Consider the following 21,146-nt stretch of genomic DNA (forward strand, 5'->3'; position numbering starts at 1 on the left):
TTAGTGGTTTTACCATTTTAATAAATTAAAACTTTCCATATCTACAGTCACCCTATTCCTATAAAGAGATAATAAGATAGCTAACCCTACAGCAGCTTCTGCGGCAGCAACAGTAATCACAAAAATTGTAAAAACTTGTCCTTGTATTAAATTATTATCAATATAGGAAGAAAATGCCATTAGGTTTATATTTACTGCATTGAGCATTAACTCAATGCTCATAAGAACTCTTACTGCATTTCTGCTATTTAATAATCCCCAAATACCAATACAGAATAGTGATGAAGATACTATTAAAAATGCTTGAATAGGAATTGATTCTAAACTCATTATACGAAAGGTGAAAGGTTAGTTTTTATTTGTAAGCAATGGTTCTGATGATTTTTCAATTAACTCTTGATCAACAGGTAATCCAGTGGAAATATCCTTACTCATTACATCTCTTCTAGCTAAAACAATAGCCCCAATCATTGCCATCAAAAGTAAAACTGAGGCTACTTCAAATGGGAGTAAATAATCACTAAAAAGATGTTCACCAATTCTGATAGTTGATTCTTCACCTATAGAGTTTTGAGTACTTGATAGGCTCCATGTATTAGTCAAGTCAACTCTTATTAAAAGGCTAAGCAGGGTTAAACATATTGATGTCGATATAATTCTTCTTGATTTGATGTCATTGATTGGTTTTAAATCTTCTTTTTTATTGACTAGCATTATTGCAAAGATTATTAATACATTAACTGCACCCACATAAACTAGTACTTGTGCTGCAGCAACAAAACTGGCATTTAAAAGAAGATATAGTCCTGCTACACTCATGAAAACTCCTCCTAAAAGAAAGGCTGAATAGACAATACTTTCTAGCAATACAACACCTAGTGCTCCAATCAGAATCACTAAAGACAAAATTGTAAAACAAATAATTTGAGTTGTTATTGCGATGGACATAAATTAATGGAAATTAATTGTTTGGATTAGAAGCTTTATCTTTTTTTTCATTGGATTCTGATCTCATCCAATCATAAACTTCTTCTGGTAATTTACCAACTCTAGTATCTGAGCTTGGGACTTCATGAGGGTCCATGACCCCTTTAGGAAGATAGGCAAGTTCTCTTAGGGGTTTTACTGAAGGATCTGTTGTCACGTTTGTAGGTAACCTTCCAAGTGCAACATTATCAAAATTTAGATTATGTCTGTCAAAAGTAGCTAATTCATACTCTTCGGTCATTGAAAGACAATTAGTTGGACAATATTCAACACAATTTCCGCAAAAAATACAAACTCCAAAGTCTATAGAATAATTTCTAAGTTCCTTTTTTTTGGTTTCTTTATTCATTACCCAATCAACTACTGGGAGATTTATAGGGCATACTCTCACGCAAACTTCACAAGCAATACATTTATCAAATTCATAATGTATTCTCCCTCTATATCTTTCAGAGGGTATTAATTTTTCATATGGATATTGGACAGTAACAGGTCTTCTTCGAAGATGATCAAAAGTAACTGAAAAGCCATTATATAAATATTTGCCAGCATTAAATGCTTCTTTGATATAGCTATTAATTTGTTGAAGGAAATTTTTCATTTTGAAGAATTTACTCAGTGATTTTATTTTAGTGGATTAAATTTAAATTTAAGTATTTTTACTTAAGTTTAACCTCCAAAGAATTGCGGAAAAGCAAGTTTTAATCCTGCAGTTATCAAAAGATTAGCAAGAGAAATTGGAAGAAGAAACTTCCATCCTAGATCCAATAGTTGATCTATCCTGACTCTAGGAGTTGTCCAACGTAATAATATTGCAATGAAAACTAAAAGATAAGCTTTCAATACAGTCATTACAATTCCTATTGATGCAGTAAAGACTTGTATTAAAGGTGCATTAATGGGCAAATTTAGAAACTTGGCTATTAATTCAACTGGAATAGGAAAACCCCAACCTCCTAAATAAAGTATTGATACCAATAATGCTGAAAGGATTAAATTTATGTAACTACCAAGGTAGAACAGTGCGAATTTCATCCCTGCATATTCAGTTTGATATCCTGCAACTAATTCTTCTTCAGCTTCAGGTAAGTCAAATGGAAGTCTCTCACATTCTGCAAGTGCACAAATCCAGAAGACTATAAAACCAACAGGTTGTCTCCATATATTCCAACTTAGGATTCCAGCACCACTTTGTTGATTAACAATATCAATAGTACTTAGAGAATTTGTCATTAGTACGATAGCCAGTACAGATAAAGCTAAAGGAATTTCATAACTTATTGATTGAGCTGCTGCTCTTAATCCCCCTAACAATGAATATTTATTATTTGATGCATATCCGCTCATAAGAAGTCCAATTGGCTGGATACTGCTTAAAGCGATCCATAGGAAAATTCCAATACCTACATTACTTATTAAAAGGTTTTGTCCAAAGGGAACGATCAGCCAGGACAGAATCACTGGAACAAGAACTAATATGGGCCCTGCGGTGAAGAGGATTCCATCCGCTTTAGCAGGAATAATATCCTCTTTAACAAGTAACTTCAGACCATCTGCAATTGGTTGAAGGACGCCAAGTGCACCTGCATATTCGGGACCTATTCTTTGTTGAGCGGCAGCAGATATTTTTCTTTCAAGCCAAACTGTTACTAAAACGCCAACAACTGCCGCTACTAAAACCAAAAGCATAGGTAGAGGGAGCCAAATTATATGAGCAATTTCGCTGGACAGGCCAAAACCTTTTAAGAATTCATTAAAACTATATTCGAGATCTAATCCGTATTCCAAAATTTTTATGTTATTTACTTAATAGATTAACTCTTCACAAACAATATGTGTGTTTTTTATGAAAAGCTGCAAATATTATTTTCTGTTTTCTAGGCTGATCCAATCTCTTGGTGCTGAACCAGTATAGATTTGCGATGGTCTAAAAATTCTATTTGCTCCAAGTTGCTCTCTCCAATGAGCTAACCAACCAGCGACTCTAGAGATGGCAAAAATTGGAGTAAACAAATCACGAGGAATACCAAGTTTTCTATAAACAAGACCAGAATAAAAATCCACGTTAGGGAATATACCCTTAGGTCCAAGTCTTGGTATTGCTTCTGCTTCAAGTGATTTTGCAACTTCATACATTTCATCTGCTCCAAATCTAATAAAAAGCTCCTCTGCCAGTTTTTGAAGAATTATTGCTCTTGGATCTTTGACTTTATATTCTCTATGACCGAAGCCCATAATCTTACTTTTATTTTTTATCGCGTTATCCAAAAAAGAAGCAGCATTTTCTGGAGTTTTGATCTCTTCTAACATTGCAATCACATCCTCATTTGCTCCTCCATGCAGCGGACCAGCCAGGGTTCCTACTGCAGAGGCTATGACAGCGTATGGGTCTGTAAGAGTGCTTGCAGTAACCCTAGCGCTAAATGTACTTGCGTTTAAACTATGTTCGGCATGTAGGATTAAACACCTATCAAAAACTTTTGCAGCTATTGGATCTTGTTCTTTTTCTGTCAGCATGTAAAGAAAATTTGATGAGTAAGTTAAATCGTCACGAGGTTGAATAGGGTCTTGTCCTTTTCTTATAAGTTGAAACGCAGCAATCATAGTAGGTATTTTTGCTATAAGTCTTATTACTGCGTTGTAAATGTAATTAGGATCATCTATTGCTCTACGTGAATAGAAAAGCCCTAAAGAAGCTGCACTAGATTGAAGAGCATCCATAGGATGACCTGTCGCAGGAAAACATTTCATCATATCTCTGACTCTAAAACTTAACCTTCTATGCATTTGAACTTCTTGTTCAAAATCCCTTAGTTGAATAGCTGTGGGCAATTCACCCCAAATCAATAGGTAAGCAGTTTCTAAAAAACTGCTTTTTTGGGATAGTTCCTCAATGGAGTAGCCCCTATACAATAATTTACCTTTGTTCCCGTCAATATCACAGATAGATGAATTAGTAACTGGGACACCTTCTAATCCTGGTTTTAAAATTAGTTTGTTGCTATCCAATTGCTTAATTCAATATCAAATACTTATAGATTAAAGATAGTCAAATAATTTTTAATTAACCACAAGTTATTAATTTGGCGGAGAATTTAAATTGATTTTTTTTAAGCTTAATTCAAGTAAGTTTATTAATTAATTTTTAAACTAGTTTCTGTATAGAGAATTGGATTTTTTTCAGGAATAGATTGTCTTATGATTTCAATAGATTCTTCATTTGATATTTTTAAAATATTTCTTATGAGAAAATTAAGATCTTCCAAATCAGAAAAATATTCAACTTTATTAGAATTTCCATTTTTGATATCAACTTTTGCATAGAGAAAAGCAGAATTATCTTTATTATTTTTTAAATTATAAAATTTTTTTGAGATTGTATCTAGTTTTTTACCATCAATTAAATGATTACTTATGATTTTTAAATTTCCTGCTTCTATTGAATAGATATTTTCATAAGTTAATTGTTTTATTACATCGTCTTTTTCTTCAAGAATATCTTTGGAATAAATCGAGTAAATATCTTCGTTTTGTTTTAAAGTATATTTGTTGAAATCTTTTAGTTTTTTCCAAGCACTTAAATCAAATTGATCTTCAGTATTTTTTTCAAATGTAATAAGCCAATTTTTTTTTGAATTGAGAATTAAAATATTTTGACTTGCGGTTTGATTTAAGTCTTCAAAAAAACTATTTTCAAAATTATTAGTTAGAGGTTTTAGATATTGCTTAAAATTTTTTACATCACTAAAAATTGAAACTTCAGGATAATCTTCATTCGTATTTTCTTTATTTATTAGGTTATCGTAAGTAAGAATATCAATATTTTTTTTACTATTTAGTAAAAATGATTTTAAAATTAAATTATCATTTTTTAAGTCGAATATTGTTGCTACAACATCCTCATTTCCCTCATTCAAAATTTCTTTATTAAAAAAAATACTATCTCTAAATTTCTTTGTAAATAGTATATTTTTTTGGTTTTTTAGTCCGAAAAGTTCTCCCTCATATTGAAATTTTTTTTCTTTAAAATCATTTCTAGAGTTAATACTATTTTTAATCAATTTTTTATCAGATGAAGCAATTATATAATTATCTTCAGTACGGTATATATAGTTAAGGAAATTTATTTTGTTTTCTCTATTAATTGAAATTATCTCATCAATCTGATCAATTTTATTAGGCAAATTTAATAAATCGTCTATTGTTTTTTCTGGCTTAATTTTAAAAACAATCAAAATGTCATCTTTAAGTTTTTTATTATTTTCAAAAGTTGAGATTATAAGTTCATTATTATAGATATCTTCTAATTTATTGTTGTCTAGATCTATTCCTAAGTAATCTAATATAGAGTCTTTTATTAAAAAAAAGTTATCTTTATTTGTTGGATTTTTATCCTTTTCATTATTATTAACGATATTAAAATTATCTAAATTTGAAATAAATAATAATTTATTGTTTTCAGGTGCATATTTTAAGATATTTAGTTGCTCAATATTTGTACTTTGTTCCTTATTTTTATTAGTAGAAACTTTTTTAAAACCAAAAAAAAGTAATAAAGATAATAATAGGATTATTGCTATTACTCTAAGTTTCATTATCAATGTTTATTTTTATTTTTAACAATAAACTTCCTATTGCAACTTAATTTATTAAATTGTAAATAACACATAATTTATCCTATAAATTGGGAAGTTATCCAAAATCTATAAATGCTTCTAGTCTAAATGATTGGTTTAATTCTGAGAAAGAAGATCCAGTCTTGATTGATGTAAGAGAGCAGTCAGAGCTTGAACTAGCTCGTTTCTCAAAAGAATTTTTACATATACCAATTAGTAAAGTTACATCTGAATATGTTGAAGAAATATTCGCTGGTTTATTAGGTAGAGAAATTGTAGTTACCTGTCATGCAGGAATAAGAAGTTATAACTTTTCACAATGGTGCTTGGATAATAATATTGTGAGCGAAATATGGAATTTGGAGGAGGGTATTGATGGATGGAGTAGATATATTGACCCATCAATACCAAGGTATTGATTAAATATCTAATGAAGATGCAACAGTATTAACATCTTTGTCGCCTCTTCCAGAGCAATTGATAACTATATGAGTATCTTTTTCAAGAGTAGGGCATAATTTATCTAACCAAGCAAAGGCATGGGAAGTTTCAAGTGCAGGAATAATTCCTTCTAGTTCACTAACAAGTTTTAAAGCGTCTAAAGCTTCTTGATCTGTGACTGATCCATATTCTGCTCTACCTATTTCTTTTAAATGGCTATGTTCAGGTCCTACTCCAGGGTAATCTAAACCTGCACTTATTGAGTGAGCTTCTTGTACTTGACCATTATCATCTTGCAAGAGAAGACTCATTGATCCATGCAAAATTCCAACTGAACCTTTAGTGATTGTGGCAGCATGTTTGTCAGTATCAACTCCGCTTCCTGCGGCTTCAACTCCAATAAGACGCACAGAAGTTTCTTTAACAAAAGGATGGAAAAGCCCCATTGCATTTGATCCCCCACCTACACAAGCAAGCAAAATATCGGGAAAAGAGCCAAATGATTCTAAACATTGTTTTTTAGTTTCTTCACCTATAACTGCATGAAAATCTCGCACAATCTTTGGGAAAGGGTGTGGGCCGGCAACAGATCCTAAAATGTAGTGTGTGGTTTCGACATTAGAAACCCAATCTCTAATGGCTTCACTAGTGGCATCCTTAAGTGTTGCAGTTCCAGAATTTACAACTTTAACTTCAGCTCCTAGAAGTTTCATTCTGAAAACGTTAAGGGATTGCCTTTTTATATCTTCAGCACCCATGTAGATAATACATTTCAAGCCAAATCTCGCACAAACAGTAGCCGTAGCAACTCCGTGCTGACCTGCTCCAGTTTCTGCAATTATTCTTTTTTTGCCCATTCTTATTGCAAGTAAAGCTTGTCCGAGGGCATTATTAATTTTGTGAGCCCCAGTATGATTTAAATCTTCCCTTTTAAGCCATATTCTAGGGGTTGCTTGTTTAGTTTTGTAATGTTCAGTAAGTCTTTTGGCTTCATAAAGTGGTGTTTCTCTTCCTACATAAGTCTTAAGGAGATGATTTAATTCTTCTACAAAAAGTTTATCTTTCCATGCATTAGATGCAGCTGTTTCAAGCTCAAAAAGAGCAGGCATTAGCGTTTCAGGAACATATTGACCACCATATTTTCCAAATCTTCCCTCTTTAGAGGGTTGATTTAAATCGTCATTTTTATAATTCTGATCTTTGCGAGAAAATGTACTTACCACTTTTTCTATAGAATAAGTATTAACTAACTATAGATTATATTGAAAATAATGGGAAAAAAGAATTGGATCGAATTTGATAATCAAGAAAAAAAATCACAAGAAACAGCTAAAGTAGATACCGTTAATAAAAAATTAAAAATAAATATTTCAAAACAAAAAAAAGGTAAAAAGGGAAAGACTGTAACTTTAATTCGAGGTTTAGACGCTGAGGATGAAATCTTATTAAAAGAATTACTAAAAAAAATTAAAGTTTTTTGTGGGACTGGAGGAACATTGATTGATAAAAATATCCAGTTACAGGGTGATATGGTATCGAAATCAATTGAGTTTCTTCGTAAAGAGGGATTTCATAATTTATGAAGCAAGGGTTAGGATAGGTTTTTAATTTTGATAGTCCAAACAATGAAAGAACAAGATCAAACAAAGTCAACCAATATAAAGTGGCACAATTTAACTATTGATAGAGAAAAGTTAGAGAAAATGAGAGGTCATAAAGGTATGGTTATATGGTTTACAGGTTTATCTGGCTCTGGTAAAAGTACTTTAGCTAACGCTTTAAATGAAGTTTTACACTTAGATGGTTTTTCGACTTACGTGTTGGATGGAGATAATATTAGACACGGTTTATGCAAAGATCTTGGGTTTTCGGATGAAGATAGAGAAGAAAATATAAGAAGAATTGGAGAAGTTGCGAATCTATTTATGAATGCTGGGATAATAACTATTACAGCATTCGTTTCACCATTTATTAGCGATAGAGATAAGGTGAGAAAAATTATTGGATCTCAAGATTTTATTGAAGTTTATTGTGCTGCAGATATCACAGTTTGTGAGAATAGGGATACTAAAGGTCTTTATAAGAAAGCTCGTTTGGGCGAAATTAAGGAATTTACAGGGATTTCTAGTCCATATGAAGCTCCTCATAATCCCGAAATTGTTGTTGATACAGGTTCGTTAGATTTAAATGATTCCGTTGAGAAAGTTATTAACTACCTTAAAAAAGAAAACTTTCTTAAAAAGGCCTAATAAAAAAAATTACTTCATTTATTTTGAAGATAATTGTCAGGTCCAATAGTTGATAACTTACTATTTTTAGTTCTTACCTGTGTATGTAGATTTTCTCTGAATTCTTTTAAAGTTTTCTTTATGGATGCATCAAATAAACTGATCATCTCTATTGCTAATAATCCAGCATTCTGAGCTCCATTAATTGCAACTGTTGCAACTGGAATCCCAGCGGGCATTTGAACTATTGATAAAAGAGAATCAATCCCCTTAAGTGTCTTACTTTCTACTGGTACTCCAATAATAGGAATACAAGTTATGGATGCCAGCATTCCTGGAAGATGAGCAGCACCACCAGCACCGGCAATTATTACTTTTATGTTTTCTGATTCTGCATTTTTTGCATATTCCATCATTTCAATAGGAGTTCGATGAGCAGAAAGTATACAAACTTCAGTTTTTATTCCAAATTCTTTTAAAATATTGATAGCTGGTTTCAATGTTTTAAGATCTGAATCACTACCCATCACGACAGCAATTTTATAAATATCTTTAGAATTAAATTTTGACAAAATAACAAATCAATTCTTTCCTATAATGGCGTGCAATTAATTTGGCGCCAGTTAGTTAGTATAAAAAGAATAAATTTTCAAAGAATATTATGACGTCAAATAAAATTATCGAAAAAAGTGAAGTTAGGGAGTATTTTAATGGTACTGGCTTTGAAAGATGGAATAAAATTTATAGCAAATCTGATGAAATTAATACAGTTCAGAAAAATATTAGGAAAGGTCATCAAAAAACTGTAGATGATGTAGTCTCGTATATCAAAAATTATCCTGAACTAACAAAAAAAAGTTATTGTGATGCAGGCTGTGGTGTAGGAAGTCTTTCCATACCTTTACTAAGACTTGGTATAAAAGAACTACAGGTGAGCGATATTTCTTCTGAAATGATTAAAGAAACAAAGAAACGCATTAATGAATTAGGTTTGAATCAAGGTAAAATCAAATATGAAGTCTGTGATCTGGAAAAATTAAAAGGATTATTTGATGTTGTAGTTTGTTTGGATGTATTTATTCATTATCCTCAACCGGTCGCAGAAGAAATGGTTCAACATCTATGCGATTTAAGCAAAGAAAAACTAATCGTTAGCTTTGCTCCTTATACTCCAGTTCTTGCTGTTCTAAAAAATATTGGGAAATTATTTCCTGGGCCAAGTAAAACTACAAGAGCATATACATTGAAAGAAAAGGGTATTATTAATGCTGCTAAAGAAAAAGGATTTAAAGTGGTTAAAAAGAAATTAAATCAAGCTCCTTTTTATTTCTCAAAACTAATTGAATTCGAAAAAATTTAATAGTTCATTTTACTAAATGATTTTCAAGTGCATAACGAACTAATTCGGTTCTGCTAGACGTACCTGTCTTAATAAAAAGTCTACTTACATATTTCTCAACATTTCTAATAGATGTTTCAAGCTGCCTTGCAATTTCCTTGTTCATCAGCCCCTCTGCTACTAGTTGAAGTACACTTGCTTCTCTTGGAGTAAAACTAGGAAGATTTATTTTATTTTCTGGATTAGCCTGGTTTTGGTCTGTGAGCATAGATTTTATTTCAGTAATTTGTTTTGCCATTTTGCTTACGTCAATATCTGCGAATCGTGCCGCTTCTTTTAATAAGCGTTCTTGTCTGTTGATTACATTTTTGACTCTTGCAGCCAATTCATCGGGATCGAAAGGTTTGGAAATATAATCATCAACTCCTGCAAGATAACCTTCTGTTCTGTCTAGGGTCATTCCTTTTGCAGTTAGAAAAATAACTGGAGTTCCTCCTAATTTTTCATCCTCTCTAATTTTTTCTAGTAAAGCATAACCGTTGGCTCGAGGCATCATAACATCACTAATTATCAAATCGGGGAAGACTGTTTGAGCTTTTTCCCAACCATCCTCTCCATCAACTGCAATAAATATTTCAAAGCCTTCATCTTCTAGAAATGTTTTAACAGCTGTTCTTAAACCAGGCTCATCATCAACTAATAAAATTCTTGATTTTCTTACAGGTTCATTATTTATTAGATTAATTTCATTCATTTTTTTAATTCTTTAATTTGATTTTCTAGTAATAAATAGAATTTTATATACTAAACATAATGCTATCAACTCCCATACTACTAGACTATCAATCTTCGACTCCTTGCTCTAAAGATGTCGTTGATTCTATGAAACCTTTTTGGAGTGAGATATTTTCTAACCCTGCAAATAAATCTAATTTGGCTGGGATTAACGCAAGCGCTATATTGGAAGCCTCAAGAGAAAAAATAGAACAAAGTTTATTTCTTAAGAATAAAAAAGTTATTTTTACAAGTGGGGCAACTGAATCTAATAACTTAGCCTTATTAGGTTTTGCTAGAAATTTCTATAAAAAAACAGGAAATTATGGACATATTATTACCTTAAAAACAGAGCATAAAGCTGTTTTGGAGCCCCTTAACCAACTTAAAAAAGAGGGATTTATGGTTACAGAAATTAATCCTGAGAAAGATGGCTTAATTTCAGAAGAACAATTCAAAAAAAATATAAGAGAAGATACATTTCTGGTTAGTGTCATGTTGGCAAATAACGAAATTGGAGTTATTCAGCCTCTAGAGAATATTTCAAAGATATGTAAATCGAGGGGAATAACTTTGCACTCTGATTTCGCACAATGTTTAGGTTATATCGAGTTAGACAATCTTTTATCAGACGTAAATATGATAACGATTAGTTCTCACAAAATATATGGTCCTAAAGGGATAGGACTTCTTTTGATTGATGAAGAAATTAATCTTGAGCCTTTAATTGTTGGAGGAGGTCAGGAATATGGTCTTAGGTCTGGCACATTACCTCTTCCTCTAGTAGTTGGCTTTGCTAAAGCAATAGAGATAGCAGTTCTTAATCAAAAAAATAATGCTGAGAAATTACTTTTTTATAGAAATAATCTTTTAGAGGGGTTGTTAAAAAATAATTCTGGTTTAATAATTAATGGCTCAATAGAAAAAAGATTACCTCATAATTTAAATTTGACTGTATTGGATTTAAACGGAGCAAAGTTTCATAAACTTTTAAAATCTAAAATAATTTGTTCTACTGGATCTGCATGTAGTAGTGGTCAACCATCTCATGTCTTACTAGCCTTAGGTAGATCTCTGAAAGAAGCAGAATCTTCAATAAGGTTAAGTATTGGATTAAGTACTAATTCAAAAGATATAAAACAAGCAATTCATATTCTTACAAATACAATCAGATCATTACGATAGAAATTATTGGCTTTTAATTTAATTGAGCAATTCTTAATTTTCCACTTCTAGCTCTTTTATTAAGTTCGACTTCTTCTTCGGAAGGAGTTATTGGTTTTTTTGTCAGGTTTTTTAGTCTTTGATCATTCTTAAAACAACTTTTAACTAACCTGTCCTCAAGAGAATGAAAACTAATAACAGAAATAATACCCCCTGGCAAAAGCCATTCAGGTACAACTTGCAAAAATTTTTCTAATACTTCAATTTCTTTATTAACAGCAATTCTTAGTGCTTGAAATGTTCTTGTTGCTGGATGTATTTTTTTATATCTTTGTTTTGGTGGGAAGCAGCCTGCAATAGAGTAAGCTAACTCTTTTGTCCCAGAATATTTTCCATTTTCCTTCAAATCTAATTTTATTTTCCTAGCAATCTTTCTTGATAATCTCTCATCTCCATATTTATAGATTAGGTTAGCTAGATCTTTTTCATTTAAAACCTCAATTAATTTCTCTGCATCAACATCAAGCAAAGGATTCATTCGCATATCAAGCGGACCATCTTTTTGGAAACTAAATCCTCTTTTAGGGTCATCAAGTTGGTTACTATTTACTCCAAGATCTGCAATCACAAAAGAAACTTTTTCTTTTGGTACAAAATCCGCAAAATTTGAAGCCCTTATATCAATCCTACTTTTAAACTCATCAAGTTTTTTTAATGCTGATTTTCTCGCGAATGGATCTTGATCAAGTCCAATTATATTTAAATCCGAATATTTTCTCAATAAATGATAAGAGTGCCCGCCTCCGCCTAAAGTTGCGTCTATTCCCTTAAGTTGATTGTTATGTATAAGTGGGTAATGCTCTAATGAGGCCATAATCTCATCTGTCATAACTGATTTATGATTGAAAAAAGATGAATCAGATAGGTCAGTTTGCATAACTTTCGACTAAGATTTGTTTAGAAGTTAAATTTCGAATGGCTCAGCTAGAGACTAGAACAGAACCAATGGTGGTGAATTTTGGCCCTCACCATCCTTCAATGCATGGGGTTTTAAGGTTAGTTGTAACTCTTGATGGTGAGAATGTCATTGATTGTGAGCCAGTAATTGGATATTTACATAGAGGAATGGAAAAGATAGCTGAAAATAGAACAAATGTAATGTATGTCCCTTATGTAAGCAGAATGGATTATGCAGCAGGAATGTTTTATGAAGCTATTGTAGTAAATGCTCCTGAAAGATTAGCTAATATTCCAGTTCCCAAAAGAGCTAGTTACATCAGAGTTCTTATGCTCGAACTTAATCGAATTGCTAATCATCTTTTATGGCTTGGTCCCTTTTTAGCAGACGTAGGAGCTCAAACTCCATTTTTCTATATTTTTAGAGAAAGAGAGATGATCTATGATCTCTGGGAAGCTGCTACTGGACAAAGGCTAATAAATAATAATTTCTTCAGGATAGGCGGTGTCGCATGTGATCTCCCATACGGATGGTTAGAAAAATGTATAGACTTTTGCGATTGGTTTGGTCCTAAGATAGATGAATACGAAAAATTAATTACAAATAATCCAATTTTTAGAAAAAGAATTGAGGGTCTAGGAACAATACAAAGAGACCAGGCAATTAATTGGTCTTTGTCTGGCCCAATGCTTAGAGCTTCTGGAGTTTCTTGGGATTTAAGGAAAGTCGATAGTTATGAATGTTATGACGATTTTGATTGGCAGATAGCTTCGGAAAAAGAGGGAGATTGTTATGCGAGATATCGAGTAAGAGTTGAAGAGATGAGACAATCACTAAGCATTATTCGCCAAGCCTGCAAAATGATTCCAGGAGGTCCAACAGAAAATTTAGAAGCTCAAAGAATGTCGACTGAAGATAAGAAAAGTGAAATATTTGGTATTGACTATCAATATGTAGCTAAGAAGGTTGCTCCAACTTTTAAAATTCCTAACGGAGAATTATATACAAGATTAGAGTCCGGCAAAGGAGAAATAGGTGTATTTATTCAAGGAAATAATGAAGTTACCCCATGGAGATTTAAAATCAGAGCAGCTGATTTAAATAATCTGCAAATATTACCTCATATTCTTAAAGGTGCCAAAATCGCTGATATTATGGCAATCCTTGGTTCAATAGATGTCATTATGGGATCTGTTGATAGATAATTTCTTTAAATGAAACCCTCTGACTGGTTAATATTGCAGAAGAAAGTAAGGTTTGGTGATTGTGATTCTGCAGGTGTAATTCATTTTCATAACTTATTAAAATGGTCGCATGAAGCTTGGGAAGAAAGTATTGAAATCTATGGGATCCCTTGTAACGATATTTTTCCAGATTTTTCTATACGTAAAAGTCAAATTATTTTTCCAATAGTAAATTGTGAAGCAAACTTTAATGCGCCTATAAAAATTGGAGATTTATTAAAAGTAAAAATTGCCCCTCATAAAATTAATACTCATTTGTTCCAAGTAAATAGCTTTTTTATAAAAAATGGAAATAAAGTAGCCGAAGGAAAAATTATACACTGTTCTTTAGATGTTGATTCAAGAAATAAAATAGAAATTCCCGATCAGTTAGAAAGATGGATAGAGGCTTCTAATGTGAGTACAAATTTAAAAGAATGCTGAATATTATTTTTTAAATTTATAGTTTATTTTTTCTGTAATGCTATTTTTGTTTTTAACAATCCACTTTTCAGGCTTTTCATGTTTAGGCCAACTTTGAGAAAAATTTTTTAATAAATTTAAAGAAATTTCAATATTTTTATCATTTGTAAGTTCTCTAAATTCAACTATTACTTTAATTTTATTTCCCCATAATTTGTTAGATACTTTCGCAATATTGAATTTATTAATTGGGATATTTTCTTTCATAATGAAATCATTTAATCTAGATTCAATTACTTCAGGGAAAACAACTTCTCCTCCTGAATTAAAGGCATTATCACTTCTTCCAACAAATTTTAAATAGTAAGAATTATTGATTTGCTTAATTTCACCTAAATCACTTGTTTGCCACCACCCATTTTTATTTTTGAAATTTTCAGTTTTTAAAGAATCTATTATTTCGATTCCAATTCTGGCTGATTTTATTTCGATTAATCCTTGTGCGTTAATTCTTATTTTTGTATCAGGTAGTATTTCTCCAACATTTTTAAAACCCATTAAGAATTCTTTTGGTTTTAAACTCGTAACCATTGCTGCTGTTTCAGTTGCGCCGTAACAAGGTGCTAATTTTATTTTTTCTTTTATACATTGTTCTGCCGTTTCGTCTGAAATTGAAGCTCCACCTACCCAAATTAGATCAAAAATTTTTAGCCAACTAATTCCATCTTTTTGAGCTAAAAGTCTTTGTAATTGGGTAGGTACTAATGATGTAATCAAGTGTTTTTTGTTTTTTTTAAATTTAATTGTGAAAAGTAAAAGTTCTCGAGTTTTTTTTATCAAATTCGGAGAAATATTAATACAATCACATCCCCAAATTTGACTTCTAAAAATTGGCATTAATCCACTTATATGGTTCAGGGGTAAAGTATTTAAAATTAAGCAGTTTTGTAATTCAAATCCTTGCTCTATTAGCCATTGACCTGATGTAGTTGCAGATAATTTAAGATTATTTAAATGGTGAAAACATTGTCTCGGTTTTCCAGAACTCCCACTACTGTTTAAGATAATTGCTGGCCCATTTTCAGTAATTGAATCTAATACATCTTTGTCTTCATAAAATTTGTTTTTTACATAAATAATTTTATTATCTCTAATTTTTTCAATAATTTTTTCTACAGATTGAGTTTCGTTATTTTCAACTTCAATAGTATGAATTTTATTTTTCATAGTTGATCCCATATCGTTTTTGCTTCATTTAAAAATAGAAACGAATTAGGGAATTTATTCATTGCTAAACCAGGAACTTTTGGTGTTGGTCCTTGTAATTGTAGAGAAGATAAATGATGGAGCCATCTCTTTCCTATTCCAGTTTCAAATGAGGTACTTATAGATATTAAAGCTTTTTTATTTTCTAATTCTCTTAAAAGCTTAACTGGATTATTTTCTTGAGAAGGCCTTCTAATTTGCCAACCCTTCCACTCATCAATCAAAGTTGGAAATTTTAAAAGTGATTCGTCTAAAGCTATTGGAATTTTTTTGTTTAGTTCTGTCAGTCCATCAATATCATCAACACAGAGAGGTTGTTCTAACCAATCTATATTTTTATTATCTTTTAAAATATCAGCCCATCTATTAGCTATCTCTCTTCCCCAAGAACCATTAGCATCTATTCTTAACTTAATATTATTACCTATTTTGCTTAAAATTTCTTCTAATTTTGCTTCTTCCTCATGGTTATTTTTTAGTGCTACTTTCCATTTTAAGGTTAATGATTTTCCAATATCACAATGTCTTTTTTTAATATCATTTAGATCTGAAACTACATTTTCATGATTTAACAATATGGCTGTTTTACCAATTTCATCAAAGTAGTAGTTTTCTTTAAAAATTATTTTTCCATTAATCTCAGCTAATGCAGAATTTATTGCAGATTGAATGCATGGGTGAAAAATATTTATTTGCTCAGATAAATTAAATTCCTCTATATACTCAGGGATCATATCTAGTTGTTTCGCACACTTTTTTAAGTCTTTTTTTTGTAGCGGTGAAACTTCTCCAAACCCTATTTTTTTATCATTACTTATTAATTTAATTATCCAACCCGATTTTGTATGGTAATTGGTTTTAGAATTTTCTACTTTGGCCGATAACTTAAAGCTATAAGATTTTTTTTGAAATATTAAGTTCATTTATTTAGCAAGTAATTAAATATTAATCCTGTGATTAAACCAATTCCATTAAGCGTTTGAAACTTTATTGCGATGAATTTGCAATTTTTTATTGCAGAAGGTTTTGCATACGAAGATTTTAATAAATTTATAAGTCTTTTTGCTTGAGGGAAACTAAGCAAATAAAGGATACAAAAAACTGGAATAAATCCATAAACTATTGTGAAAAGTTGAAAAATATATATTGTAAAAATTATCCAAGGCACAAATTGAGAACCTTTTTTTGCCCCTAAGCGAACTAAAGGGGAATTTTTCCCATGCTTTTTATCTTCAGAAATTTGATGAAAATGAGAACAAAATAACACAAGAGTTGTTGCCAAGGAAGGTCCTGAACCAAGTAATAAAGAAACTTTCCATGGAATATCTTTAAAGTAAATATTAGATGGATTTAACGCAATTAAGACTGCAGAGTACGCAAAAGGTCCAAATGCAAGCCAGCATAATGGTTCTCCTAAACCTTGATAGCCTAATCTAAAAGGAGGACCTTGATATAAGTATCCTAAGAAGCAGCAAGCTGCCACCAAAATAAAAATGTTTATACTTGTTGATACTGAAATAATTAAAATTATTAATAAACCAATAACTAAAGATGTATATGCAATAAATGAAATTATATTTTTATTTTTTACAAGATTTACAATTGAATGGAATTTAAATTCATCGATTCCTGTTTCTGCGTCGTATAAATCATTAGTTAGATTTTCCCAAAGTAATATCAAAATTGCAGCTAAAGTAAATGAAATCAAATTATAAATTTTTACCTCTTCATATTGATTGAGCAAGTAAGCCCCTGTTATTAAAACTGGAAGAATGGCCACAGAATAAAGAGGCCATTTTATTGCTTTTTTCCATAATTTTTTTTTATCTTCGTCCATTTTTAATTAACATGCAAAATTAGATAATTATTGGATGTAGTTTATAAATTGAGTTACATTTTTTACTTTATTGCATCATTTTTAGTTATTTTCAATAAGTAATGAAAAATGATTTAAACTTAACAGATTTTTTAAAAGATGTATTTTCCTCTTTCGATAAGAAAGTAGAAAATTCTGGATTAGTAAGTATTTGTGTTGAGATTCCTTGTATTGATTTATTTCAAGTTTATGAATTGTTAATAAATCAATATCCGTTTTCTTCATTTTGGGAGGAATCTGATGGCATTTCATATATAGCTTTCGAGAAGTGTAAATATGTTACTCTGGATGGCCCAAAAAGATTTGAGGTAGCAAAAGAGTTTAATTCTGAGAATTTTAAAAATTTAATTAACTTAACTAATGAATCGCATAATTCTGCACTTTCAAAAATAATTTATTTATTTTCTTTCTCTGAAAATTTGAATAATAAGAATTTACCTTCAGATATCCCTAGTTTGGAAGCAATTTTGCCAAAAATATTAATTACTAAAAGTGGCAAGAATTGCTGGTTAAGAATCAATGGTCATGTTGAAGGTAAATCATCATTAAGAACATTAATTGAAGAAATATGGACAATTAGAAATCAAGTTATTAATTCTGGTTCAGAATTAATAAAATCATCTGGCCTAAAAACTAGTTTTGATTCCCCTTTTATTGATGATTTCTCACGCTCCTTAGAAACTTCTAAAACAAACATGAAAAAAGTAGTAAATAAAGGAATTCAATTAGTAGAGAAAGATATCCTCGAAAAGATAGTTTTAGCGAATAGGATTAAAATAAAACTTAAAAATAAATTAGATTTAGTAGAAATTTTAAAAAGATTTAAAAAGAAGCAACCAAATACATGTAGATACGTTTGGAAAAGGAATAGTAAGGATATTTTGTTTGGAGCATCTCCAGAAAAATTATTTTCTTTCTCTAAACCTAATTTAACTTTAGAGGCTCTTGCTGGAACTATCTCTACTAATTCAAATTTTAAGAAACTTCTAAAAAGTACTAAAGACTTAAAGGAACATAATTATGTAATACAACATTTGATTAAATCCTTAGAAGTTTCAAAAATAACAAACTTTAAAAAAAGTGATATCAAGGTAAATTCATTTGGAGATATTTCTCATTTGCAAACACTCATTTTCTCTAAAGTTGAAAATATTTGTCCTTTTGAATTGCTTAAAAACTTACATCCATCTCCAGCTGTTTGTGGATACCCAAAAAATGCAGCATTGGATTGGATAAACACTCTTGAGTCTTTTCCTAGAGGAAATTATGCTTCTCCAATGGGTTGGGTTGATTCATCAGGCAATGCTTCATTTCTTTTGGCAATAAGAGGCGCAAGATGTATTGAAGAAAATATTGAATTTACTGCAGGTTCAGGTATAGTTTCTGGCTCCGTTTTAGAGAAAGAAATAGATGAGATTAAATTAAAATTTGAATCTATAGTAAAACAGATATTTTGCGCTAAAAACCCTAGATAATTTCTACTAATTTTTCAATAACTTCCTCTGAAACATTTTTATTGGATAAATTTTCTATTTCTCTTAAACCTGTTGGACTGGTTACATTAATCTCGCTAAGCATTCCATTTATTACATCAATACCTACAAAAAATAAACCCTCATCTTTGAAGTGTTGACATAATTCTGAGCAGATACTTTTTTCTTTTTCTGTTAATAATGTGGGTTCAGCCTTGCCTCCCATCGCTAAATTACTTCTAAAATCGCCTCCTTGAGGAATCCTATTTATTGATCCAATTGCTTCTCCGTTTACGATAATTATTCTTTTATCACCCTCTATGACTTCAGGAATAAATTTTTGCATCATAACGGGTAATTCTTCTTGAGAAGTGATTAATTCTATGATTGATTTAATTCCTGGAGAATTTTTATTTATCCTTATAACACCTTGACCACCTTTTCCTCCTAAAGGTTTTATAACTACTTCATTATTTATATTTGCAAAATTAATAAGATCTTTTACCTTACTCGCAACTATTGTAGGTGCCATTAAGTGGCTGTATCTTAAAGCACCTAGCTTTTCATTCCACGCTCTTAACGATGAGGGTTTGTTTATTACTTTTACTCCTTTTCTTTCAGCAACTTCTAAAAGATGGGTTGCATACAAATAAGCCTCATTTACAGGAGGATCTTTTCTCATCCAAATACAATTAAATTCGGCGAGAGGGATGCACTCATTCTCTTTGAAAGAAATCCATGGATTAACTTCAACTTTTACGGAAGATGCCCATACTTCATCACCTCTAGCTTCAAGGTCTTGAGGCGTACAACTCCAGATTTCAATATTTTTTTTGGATGATGCTTGCATTAATGCAGCAGATGAATCTTTTAAGGGATTTATATTTTTAATTGGATCTATTACGAATAGAAATTTCATAAGATCTAGTTTAATAATGCGTCTAATTTATTTTCATTTTCTAGTGTGTAGAGATCGTCGCATCCTCCGATACCCTCGTTATCTATAAATATTTGTGGTAGTGTTCTTCTACCATCAGCTCTTTCAGTCATCAATGCTCTGGCATCTTCATCGCCATCAATCTTATATTCTGTAAAAATTATATTTTTTTTCTTGAGTAGAGATTTTGCTCGAATACAGAATGGGCAATATTGCCAAGTATAAATTTCAACTTTGGACATTTTTTTAAAATAATACTTAGTTTATACTATTAAACAAAAGTGCTTGTTAGATTATAAATAACGATTAAATTCTATTTTGATAGATATTACAGATTTCAAAAAAGATCTTTCGGAACTAACAGAGCGCCTGGGTAATGCTCAGGATTGTCTTTGACGTTCCAAGATTAAAAGCCAAAAGGAGAGAGTTAGAGCAAATTTCTGCTCAGCCTGAATTTTGGGAGAATCAAGAAGAAGCAAAAAAACAAATGTTAATCCTTGATGATGTTAAGGCACAACTCGAATTGTTGGATAAATGGAAAACTTTTATTTCTGATGCTAATGCCTCTCTTGAACTTTATTCTTTAGAACCAGAAGAGGAAATGATTTTGGAATCCAAGCAGGGCCTAAAGAAATTAAGAGAGAATTTAGATAAATGGGAATTTGAAAGATTGTTATGTGGTGAATACGATAAGGAAGGAGCAGTAGTTTCTATTAACGCAGGTGCTGGTGGAACAGATGCTCAGGATTGGGTAGAGATCTTATTGAGAATGTATTCAAGATGGGCTGATAATAATCAAATGAGTTTAATCATCAATGAATTATCTCAAGGAGAAGAAGCAGGTATCAAAAGTGTAACTTTTGAAATTGATGGAAAATATGCATATGGATATTTACAACATGAAAAAGGCACTCATAGATTAGTAAGAATTTCTCCTTTTAATGCCAATGGCAAAAGACAAACCAGCTTTGCTGGGGTAGAGGTTATGCCAAAATTAGATGATAATATTTCACTTGATATACCTGAAAAAGATTTAGAAATTACAACGAGTAGATCTGGTGGAGCTGGAGGACAAAATGTTAATAAAGTAGAAACAGCAGTGAGAATTGTTCATTTGCCTTCAGGGATTTCAGTAAGATGTACCCAAGAAAGATCTCAATTACAAAATAAAGAAAAAGCTATGTTACTCCTAAAGTCTAAACTATTAGTGATTGCTAAAGAACAACGAGCTGCTGAAGTCGCTGATATTAAAGGTGATATTGTTGAAGCTGCATGGGGCAATCAAATAAGAAATTATGTTTTCCATCCCTATCAAATGGTAAAAGATCTTAGGACTATGCAGGAGACTAACGAGTTAGATAGTGTTTTAGATGGTGGACTTGAACCATTTATTCATGAATTATTGCGCATGAATATTTCTTCTAACGAATCTATTGAATAAC

The 21,146-nt window shown here is 31.1% G+C and carries 24 protein-coding genes; 9 read left to right on the forward strand and 15 right to left on the reverse strand.

The genetic code is table 11. The features are described from left to right. Positions 1–9 precede the first annotated feature (9 nt). From nuoK to SIB45_RS03645, 6 genes are all read right to left on the reverse strand, one after another. Entirely contained in the window at positions 10–330 is a 321-nt protein-coding gene (nuoK, locus tag SIB45_RS03620; protein WP_011862202.1) for an NADH-quinone oxidoreductase subunit NuoK, read from the reverse strand. Between the two features lie 18 nt (positions 331–348). After that, positions 349–948 carry an NADH-quinone oxidoreductase subunit J gene (locus SIB45_RS03625; protein WP_011862203.1) on the reverse strand — a complete coding sequence of 200 codons (600 nt, stop codon included), beginning with the start codon at positions 946–948 and terminating at the stop codon, positions 349–351. A gap of 13 nt (positions 949–961) precedes the next feature. Beyond that, positions 962–1,588, reverse strand: coding sequence for an NAD(P)H-quinone oxidoreductase subunit I (ndhI, locus tag SIB45_RS03630; RefSeq protein WP_011862204.1), 627 nt, complete (start codon positions 1,586–1,588; stop codon positions 962–964). A gap of 68 nt (positions 1,589–1,656) precedes the next feature. Beyond that, the gene (nuoH, locus tag SIB45_RS03635) at positions 1,657–2,775 is read right to left on the reverse strand and encodes an NADH-quinone oxidoreductase subunit NuoH (RefSeq protein ID WP_011862205.1); all 1,119 of its coding nucleotides are present in this window, start codon (positions 2,773–2,775) and stop codon (positions 1,657–1,659) included. A gap of 75 nt (positions 2,776–2,850) precedes the next feature. After that, positions 2,851–3,996: a citrate synthase gene (locus SIB45_RS03640; RefSeq protein WP_011862206.1), complete on the reverse strand. Its 1,146-nt coding sequence runs from the start codon at positions 3,994–3,996 to the stop codon at positions 2,851–2,853. 125 nt (positions 3,997–4,121) lie between these two features. Then, complete coding sequence (locus SIB45_RS03645; protein ID WP_011862207.1) at positions 4,122–5,582, reverse strand: hypothetical protein; 1,461 nt, start codon at positions 5,580–5,582, stop codon at positions 4,122–4,124. 89 nt (positions 5,583–5,671) lie between these two features. Between SIB45_RS03645 and SIB45_RS03650 the strand changes: the two genes are divergently transcribed. Then, complete coding sequence (locus SIB45_RS03650; protein WP_011862208.1) at positions 5,672–6,022, forward strand: rhodanese-like domain-containing protein; 351 nt, start codon at positions 5,672–5,674, stop codon at positions 6,020–6,022. Here SIB45_RS03650 and trpB read toward each other — a convergent pair whose 3' ends face one another. After that, complete coding sequence (gene trpB / locus SIB45_RS03655) at positions 6,023–7,267, reverse strand: tryptophan synthase subunit beta (RefSeq protein ID WP_011862209.1); 1,245 nt, start codon at positions 7,265–7,267, stop codon at positions 6,023–6,025. A gap of 48 nt (positions 7,268–7,315) precedes the next feature. Here trpB and SIB45_RS03660 point away from each other — a divergent pair, with 48 nt between their 5' ends. Both SIB45_RS03660 and cysC read left to right on the forward strand, forming a co-directional pair. Beyond that, positions 7,316–7,627: a translation initiation factor SUI1 gene (locus SIB45_RS03660; protein WP_011862210.1), complete on the forward strand. Its 312-nt coding sequence runs from the start codon at positions 7,316–7,318 to the stop codon at positions 7,625–7,627. A 42-nt stretch (positions 7,628–7,669) separates the two neighbouring features. Continuing rightward, positions 7,670–8,293: an adenylyl-sulfate kinase gene (gene cysC / locus SIB45_RS03665; RefSeq protein WP_011862211.1), complete on the forward strand. Its 624-nt coding sequence runs from the start codon at positions 7,670–7,672 to the stop codon at positions 8,291–8,293. 14 nt (positions 8,294–8,307) lie between these two features. On the opposite strand, the gene purE is transcribed toward cysC, so the two are convergent. Then, positions 8,308–8,799: a 5-(carboxyamino)imidazole ribonucleotide mutase gene (gene purE / locus SIB45_RS03670; protein ID WP_011862212.1), complete on the reverse strand. Its 492-nt coding sequence runs from the start codon at positions 8,797–8,799 to the stop codon at positions 8,308–8,310. A 134-nt stretch (positions 8,800–8,933) separates the two neighbouring features. Between purE and bchM the strand changes: the two genes are divergently transcribed. Further along, positions 8,934–9,632 (forward strand): magnesium protoporphyrin IX methyltransferase, encoded by a 699-nt coding sequence (gene bchM / locus SIB45_RS03675; RefSeq protein WP_011862213.1) that lies wholly within the window; start codon positions 8,934–8,936, stop codon positions 9,630–9,632. A 4-nt stretch (positions 9,633–9,636) separates the two neighbouring features. On the opposite strand, the gene SIB45_RS03680 is transcribed toward bchM, so the two are convergent. Then, a complete protein-coding gene (locus SIB45_RS03680) occupies positions 9,637–10,365 on the reverse strand; it encodes a response regulator transcription factor (RefSeq protein WP_011862214.1) in 729 nt (242 codons plus the stop codon). A 59-nt stretch (positions 10,366–10,424) separates the two neighbouring features. Between SIB45_RS03680 and SIB45_RS03685 the strand changes: the two genes are divergently transcribed. After that, a complete protein-coding gene (locus tag SIB45_RS03685; protein ID WP_011862215.1) occupies positions 10,425–11,570 on the forward strand; it encodes a cysteine desulfurase family protein in 1,146 nt (381 codons plus the stop codon). A 13-nt stretch (positions 11,571–11,583) separates the two neighbouring features. Here the strand turns inward: SIB45_RS03685 and rsmH are convergent, their stop codons facing one another. Beyond that, positions 11,584–12,486 carry a 16S rRNA (cytosine(1402)-N(4))-methyltransferase RsmH gene (gene rsmH, locus SIB45_RS03690; RefSeq protein WP_011862216.1) on the reverse strand — a complete coding sequence of 301 codons (903 nt, stop codon included), beginning with the start codon at positions 12,484–12,486 and terminating at the stop codon, positions 11,584–11,586. Positions 12,487–12,524: 38 nt separating this feature from the next. On the opposite strand from rsmH, the gene SIB45_RS03695 reads away from it, so the two are divergent. Both SIB45_RS03695 and SIB45_RS03700 read left to right on the forward strand, forming a co-directional pair. Then, entirely contained in the window at positions 12,525–13,712 is a 1,188-nt protein-coding gene (locus tag SIB45_RS03695) for an NAD(P)H-quinone oxidoreductase subunit H (protein WP_011862217.1), read from the forward strand. A 9-nt stretch (positions 13,713–13,721) separates the two neighbouring features. Continuing rightward, the gene (locus SIB45_RS03700; protein WP_011862218.1) at positions 13,722–14,174 is read left to right on the forward strand and encodes an acyl-CoA thioesterase; all 453 of its coding nucleotides are present in this window, start codon (positions 13,722–13,724) and stop codon (positions 14,172–14,174) included. 3 nt (positions 14,175–14,177) lie between these two features. On the opposite strand, the gene SIB45_RS03705 is transcribed toward SIB45_RS03700, so the two are convergent. Genes SIB45_RS03705 through menA form a run of 3 tightly spaced genes read right to left on the reverse strand, consistent with a single transcriptional unit; the run spans position 14,178 to position 17,256 of the window. Then, positions 14,178–15,380 (reverse strand): AMP-binding protein, encoded by a 1,203-nt coding sequence (locus tag SIB45_RS03705; protein ID WP_011862219.1) that lies wholly within the window; start codon positions 15,378–15,380, stop codon positions 14,178–14,180. After that, positions 15,377–16,342 carry an o-succinylbenzoate synthase gene (locus SIB45_RS03710; protein WP_011862220.1) on the reverse strand — a complete coding sequence of 322 codons (966 nt, stop codon included), beginning with the start codon at positions 16,340–16,342 and terminating at the stop codon, positions 15,377–15,379. Before SIB45_RS03710 ends, SIB45_RS03705 begins: the two co-directional genes overlap by 4 nt. Beyond that, positions 16,339–17,256 carry a 2-carboxy-1,4-naphthoquinone phytyltransferase gene (gene menA / locus SIB45_RS03715; protein ID WP_011862221.1) on the reverse strand — a complete coding sequence of 306 codons (918 nt, stop codon included), beginning with the start codon at positions 17,254–17,256 and terminating at the stop codon, positions 16,339–16,341. Before menA ends, SIB45_RS03710 begins: the two co-directional genes overlap by 4 nt. A 101-nt stretch (positions 17,257–17,357) precedes the next feature. Here menA and SIB45_RS03720 point away from each other — a divergent pair, with 101 nt between their 5' ends. Then, positions 17,358–18,770, forward strand: coding sequence for a chorismate-binding protein (locus SIB45_RS03720; protein WP_011862222.1), 1,413 nt, complete (start codon positions 17,358–17,360; stop codon positions 18,768–18,770). Here SIB45_RS03720 and gshB read toward each other — a convergent pair. Both gshB and grxC read right to left on the reverse strand, forming a co-directional pair. After that, on the reverse strand, positions 18,763–19,686 hold the full coding sequence (gshB, locus tag SIB45_RS03725; protein WP_011862223.1) for a glutathione synthase: 924 nt from the start codon (positions 19,684–19,686) through the stop codon (positions 18,763–18,765). The two genes, SIB45_RS03720 and gshB, sit on opposite strands and share 8 nt — an antisense overlap. Before the next feature lie 5 nt (positions 19,687–19,691). Beyond that, positions 19,692–19,946 (reverse strand): glutaredoxin 3, encoded by a 255-nt coding sequence (gene grxC / locus SIB45_RS03730; protein ID WP_011862224.1) that lies wholly within the window; start codon positions 19,944–19,946, stop codon positions 19,692–19,694. 76 nt (positions 19,947–20,022) lie between these two features. Here grxC and prfB point away from each other — a divergent pair. After that, a protein-coding gene (gene prfB, locus SIB45_RS03735) for a peptide chain release factor 2 (protein WP_144038811.1) occupies positions 20,023–21,145 on the forward strand; the annotation gives its coding sequence in 2 pieces (ribosomal slippage) (positions 20,023–20,097 and positions 20,099–21,145; 1,122 coding nt in all). Position 21,146: the final 1 nt, after the last annotated feature.

It is taken from the genome of Prochlorococcus sp. MIT 1304, assembly GCF_047305015.1.
GTDB classification, from domain to species: Bacteria; Cyanobacteriota; Cyanobacteriia; order PCC-6307; family Cyanobiaceae; genus Prochlorococcus_A; species Prochlorococcus_A marinus_E.

What these genes read in the sequence shown, in the direction of transcription:
- nuoK (WP_011862202.1), bottom strand. Translation starts at nt 330, where the DNA reads ATGAGTTTAGAATCAATTCCTATTCAAGCATTTTTAATAGTATCTTCA.
- SIB45_RS03625 (WP_011862203.1), bottom strand. Translation starts at nt 948, where the DNA reads ATGTCCATCGCAATAACAACTCAAATTATTTGTTTTACAATTTTGTCT.
- ndhI (WP_011862204.1), bottom strand. Translation starts at nt 1,588, where the DNA reads ATGAAAAATTTCCTTCAACAAATTAATAGCTATATCAAAGAAGCATTT.
- SIB45_RS03645 (WP_011862207.1), bottom strand. Translation starts at nt 5,582, where the DNA reads ATGAAACTTAGAGTAATAGCAATAATCCTATTATTATCTTTATTACTT.
- SIB45_RS03660 (WP_011862210.1), top strand. Translation starts at nt 7,316, where the DNA reads ATGGGAAAAAAGAATTGGATCGAATTTGATAATCAAGAAAAAAAATCA.
- cysC (WP_011862211.1), top strand. Translation starts at nt 7,670, where the DNA reads ATGAAAGAACAAGATCAAACAAAGTCAACCAATATAAAGTGGCACAAT.
- purE (WP_011862212.1), bottom strand. Translation starts at nt 8,799, where the DNA reads ATGGGTAGTGATTCAGATCTTAAAACATTGAAACCAGCTATCAATATT.
- bchM (WP_011862213.1), top strand. Translation starts at nt 8,934, where the DNA reads ATGACGTCAAATAAAATTATCGAAAAAAGTGAAGTTAGGGAGTATTTT.
- SIB45_RS03680 (WP_011862214.1), bottom strand. Translation starts at nt 10,365, where the DNA reads ATGAATGAAATTAATCTAATAAATAATGAACCTGTAAGAAAATCAAGA.
- SIB45_RS03685 (WP_011862215.1), top strand. Translation starts at nt 10,425, where the DNA reads ATGCTATCAACTCCCATACTACTAGACTATCAATCTTCGACTCCTTGC.
- rsmH (WP_011862216.1), bottom strand. Translation starts at nt 12,486, where the DNA reads ATGCAAACTGACCTATCTGATTCATCTTTTTTCAATCATAAATCAGTT.
- SIB45_RS03695 (WP_011862217.1), top strand. Translation starts at nt 12,525, where the DNA reads ATGGCTCAGCTAGAGACTAGAACAGAACCAATGGTGGTGAATTTTGGC.
- SIB45_RS03700 (WP_011862218.1), top strand. Translation starts at nt 13,722, where the DNA reads ATGAAACCCTCTGACTGGTTAATATTGCAGAAGAAAGTAAGGTTTGGT.
- SIB45_RS03705 (WP_011862219.1), bottom strand. Translation starts at nt 15,380, where the DNA reads ATGAAAAATAAAATTCATACTATTGAAGTTGAAAATAACGAAACTCAA.
- SIB45_RS03710 (WP_011862220.1), bottom strand. Translation starts at nt 16,342, where the DNA reads ATGAACTTAATATTTCAAAAAAAATCTTATAGCTTTAAGTTATCGGCC.
- menA (WP_011862221.1), bottom strand. Translation starts at nt 17,256, where the DNA reads ATGGACGAAGATAAAAAAAAATTATGGAAAAAAGCAATAAAATGGCCT.
- SIB45_RS03720 (WP_011862222.1), top strand. Translation starts at nt 17,358, where the DNA reads ATGAAAAATGATTTAAACTTAACAGATTTTTTAAAAGATGTATTTTCC.
- gshB (WP_011862223.1), bottom strand. Translation starts at nt 19,686, where the DNA reads ATGAAATTTCTATTCGTAATAGATCCAATTAAAAATATAAATCCCTTA.
- grxC (WP_011862224.1), bottom strand. Translation starts at nt 19,946, where the DNA reads ATGTCCAAAGTTGAAATTTATACTTGGCAATATTGCCCATTCTGTATT.